The sequence below is a fragment of the Mycolicibacter sinensis genome (genome assembly GCF_001673565.1).
GTDB lineage: Bacteria > Actinomycetota > Actinomycetes > Mycobacteriales > Mycobacteriaceae > Mycobacterium > Mycobacterium sinense_C.
On record NZ_LZMF01000086.1, the window covers coordinates 1 to 3,239 of the forward strand.

At 64.3% G+C, this 3,239-nt stretch carries 4 protein-coding genes and 1 pseudogene; 2 read left to right on the forward strand and 3 right to left on the reverse strand.

The features are described from left to right. Positions 1-379 (forward strand): acyl-CoA dehydrogenase family protein (locus A5648_RS13450; protein WP_267887808.1); only part of this gene is annotated, 379 nt, incomplete at its 5' end. A 25-nt stretch (positions 380-404) separates the two neighbouring features. Here A5648_RS13450 and A5648_RS13455 read toward each other — a convergent pair. The 3 genes and pseudogenes from A5648_RS13455 to rpmB all read right to left on the reverse strand — a co-directional run bounded on the left by A5648_RS13455 (position 405) and on the right by rpmB (position 2,622). Continuing rightward, positions 405-1,778 (reverse strand): DUF1254 domain-containing protein, encoded by a 1,374-nt coding sequence (locus tag A5648_RS13455; RefSeq protein WP_065025030.1) that lies wholly within the window; start codon positions 1,776-1,778, stop codon positions 405-407. 68 nt (positions 1,779-1,846) lie between these two features. Continuing rightward, a pseudogene (locus A5648_RS22815) lies at positions 1,847-2,035 on the reverse strand (AMP-binding enzyme); the annotation flags it as partial. Between the two features lie 395 nt (positions 2,036-2,430). Further along, positions 2,431-2,622 (reverse strand): 50S ribosomal protein L28, encoded by a 192-nt coding sequence (gene rpmB, locus A5648_RS13460; protein ID WP_019735921.1) that lies wholly within the window; start codon positions 2,620-2,622, stop codon positions 2,431-2,433. Between the two features lie 178 nt (positions 2,623-2,800). Between rpmB and A5648_RS13465 the strand changes: the two genes are divergently transcribed. Beyond that, a partial coding sequence (locus tag A5648_RS13465) for a DAK2 domain-containing protein (RefSeq protein ID WP_131810567.1) occupies positions 2,801-3,239 on the forward strand: 439 nt, incomplete at its 3' end.

Below are 3,239 nucleotides of genomic sequence, written 5' to 3' on the forward strand. Positions count from 1 at the left end.
GGGCGCCCTGGACGCGGCGATCGAATACACCAAGGACCGCAAGCAGTTCGGCAAGAACATCAGCACCTTCCAGGGTGTGCAGTTCATGCTCGCCGACATGGCGATGAAGCTGGAGGCGGCGCGGCTGATGGTCTACTCGGCCGCGGCGCGCGCCGAGCGCGGTGAGACCGAGCTGGGCTTCATCTCCGCGGCGTCGAAGTGCTTCGCCTCCGATGTGGCCATGGAGGTCACCACCGATGCCGTGCAGTTGTTCGGCGGGGCCGGCTACACCACCGACTTCCCCGTCGAGCGGATGATGCGCGACGCCAAGATCACCCAGATCTACGAGGGCACCAACCAGATCCAGCGCGTCGTCATGAGCCGCCACCTGCTGCGCTAGGAGCCACACGCCCCCCGAGCGGAGCCTAGGTCTTGTCAGGCTTCGATGGTTGCCAGGTGCCGTTGAGGGCGGACTCGTCGGGCCAGTACAGTCGCTCGATGATCCGGAAGGGACCTGCCGGCGCCGGTAGCCAGTTGGATTCCTTGTCCGGTCCGGGTGAGTGCTGCTGGATATAGATGGTGTAACCACCGTCGGGGTCTTTGGCCAGCTGGGAGAGCATCGGTGAATTGATCAGGTACCGGTTGATCGGATTGGCGACTAGCAGGCTCTGTGGCATTCGGTACATGGTCAGGGACCAGAACGCGTGCACCGGCGGCAGCTGGCCGGGAGCAAATCGATAGGTGTAGGTATTGGCTCCATCCAGTGGCGCTCCGGCGGCATCGGTGGCCAGGAACGGATACATCGCCTCGGCCTTGGTATTGCCGTAGATCCCGTTGACCGCGCCGGCCATCCGGTATAGGTAGTTTTCGGCCAGCATCTCCCGTGTCCCGAACAGGTCGCCGGAACTAACAGAGCCGGCGGTGATTTTGGCTTGCAACCCGTCGAACTGCTTCCAGGCGTCGGTGATGCCATCCTGGAACGCCTGCCGCTGCGGGGGACTCAGGCTCTCGGCGTCGAAGCCTCCGTCAGGGCCGATGCCGATGGACGCGAACTTGGCCCGCAAATCCTTCTCCGAGTCCAGCACCGGCGCATACCGCAACACGAAACTGAGGATCTCGAAGAACTTCAGCGAGCTCTTCTGTGCTTCCGCCGAGATCGGTTTGATGAAGTCGACGGCCGGCGCGGCAGTGGCCGGTTTTTTGAGGAACGCGGACAACGGCTGCAGTGTGTAGCCGGCCTGGATCGCTTTGACGTTGTCGATATCGTCGGGACCGAACAGCTGCGTGCGATACAGCGCCAGTACGAAATCGGTGTCCGAATGCAGCACCTCATCGACGCCGTCGGGCTTGGTGCCCTGCCAGTTCGGACCGGCCAGCAGGTACCGGCCGCCACCGTTGCCGGTGGTGCGCGTACCCGCATAGGCGAAGTTGTAGGTGTAGGCGTCGACGAACTGCACCGAGTAGTAGCGGTCCCCATCGATCGGTGGGACCGTCAGCACCAGCGGCTCGACCCGTAGATCCGCCCCCAACGCTGAGTACGGGGTGTCGGAATTGGGTGTCTGGATCGTGGTGTCGGACGAGGTGTATACCCGTGCATCGGAATGGATTTCATTCCAGCCACCCTTGTATTGCGGGTTGGCTCGATCGACGAAATACGAATATTGGATCCGGTAGTTGTCGACCATGGGGTACCCGTAGATGTACGCCTGCTCGGCGATCTCACGGATCTGCTGCACGCTCACCTCATTCTTGATGGGGACCGGTCCGGACTCCGGCGTTGCGCCCCCGCATCCAGACATCGTCAACGTCAACGCCCCGACGACGACGCTCAACCAACGACACCACCACGCACCGGATTTCCGCACCGCTATCCTTCGCTTGAACTGCCGGTCACCGAAACGTACTCCTCGCGCAGCACCCGCTTGAGTATCTTGCCGGTCGGGTTGCGCGGAATAGCGTCGGCGAAGATGACTTTCTTCGGAACTTTGAAGCGGGCCAGCCGGGCACCACACATCTCGATGATGTGTTGCTCGCTGAGTTCATTGTGGTCAGCGACGCCGGCCCGTTTCGGTGCATGTTCCGCACTCGCCGCTAGGAACCAAAGTCGACTACCTCGACTACTTCGGCTGCCCGCCGCGTTTCAACGAGCCGATAGCGCGGCAGTGGCCTCGTCGACGCGGCACGCAGCATCGTCCGCCAACTTCTCCGGACGTCACGGCTCAGCGCGGACCTACTCGCTCGCCAGTTCGGTATCCATCCCAACACGATGCGACGTTGCCAAACGCCTGCTGCTCGAGACGGAACTCAGTCTCAGTCAGCTCTGCCGGCAATTGGGCTATTCCGAACAACGTGTGCTCACCCGTTCCTGCAGACGCTGTCGCATGACGCCCAGCGCCTACCGCGAAGCCTGGTCGGGGTCGCAGGGTCCGGAACGAACGGGCCTAGCGGTCCCTAGCCGCGGGCGACCTTGCCGGCCTTGATGCAGGAGGTGCAGGCGTTCAGGCGCTGCTTGTTGCCGCCGGGACGGGCGGCGTGCACGGTCTGAATGTTCGGGTCCCACCGACGGCTGGTCCGACGGTGCGAGTGGGACACCGACTTGCCGAAGCCGGGGCCCTTTCCGCAGATATCGCACACGGCAGCCATATGTGACACTCCTCAAAACGTCTGCTTGAGGGCCAACGACCTGAGCGGGTGGCCCGACAACCTGATCAGGATACCCGCCGGGCCGGGCAACCACCAAAACGGCCCGACGCAGCGTGAGCTGTGCTGTCGCGCGCAGTGGTTAGGCTTGCAGCCACCGGAGGTGGCGGCAGGAAGGTGGGTGCAGGTGGGCAACCCCGATCGTCGGCTGGATGCGGCCACCCTGCGGGACTGGGCGCACACCGCTGTCGGCGATCTGATCACCCACACCGACGAGATCAACCAGCTCAACGTCTTCCCGGTCGCCGACTCCGACACCGGCACCAACATGCTGTTCACCATGCGTTCGGCGCTGGCCGAGGCCAACACCGAGGCCGCCTCCGGTGAAGTGGCCCGGGTCGCGGCCGCGCTGTCATCGGGCGCGCTGCACGGAGCCCGCGGCAACTCCGGGGTGATCCTGTCCCAGATCCTGCGCGGCCTGGCGGATGTGACCGCCGCCGACGGCACCGCCACGACCACCGACGTCGACGCCACGCTGTTGGGCGCCGGCCTGCGCCACGGAGTCGAGCTGGTGATCACCTCGATGGGCGGCCGCGAGGTGCCCGGCACCATCGTGTCGG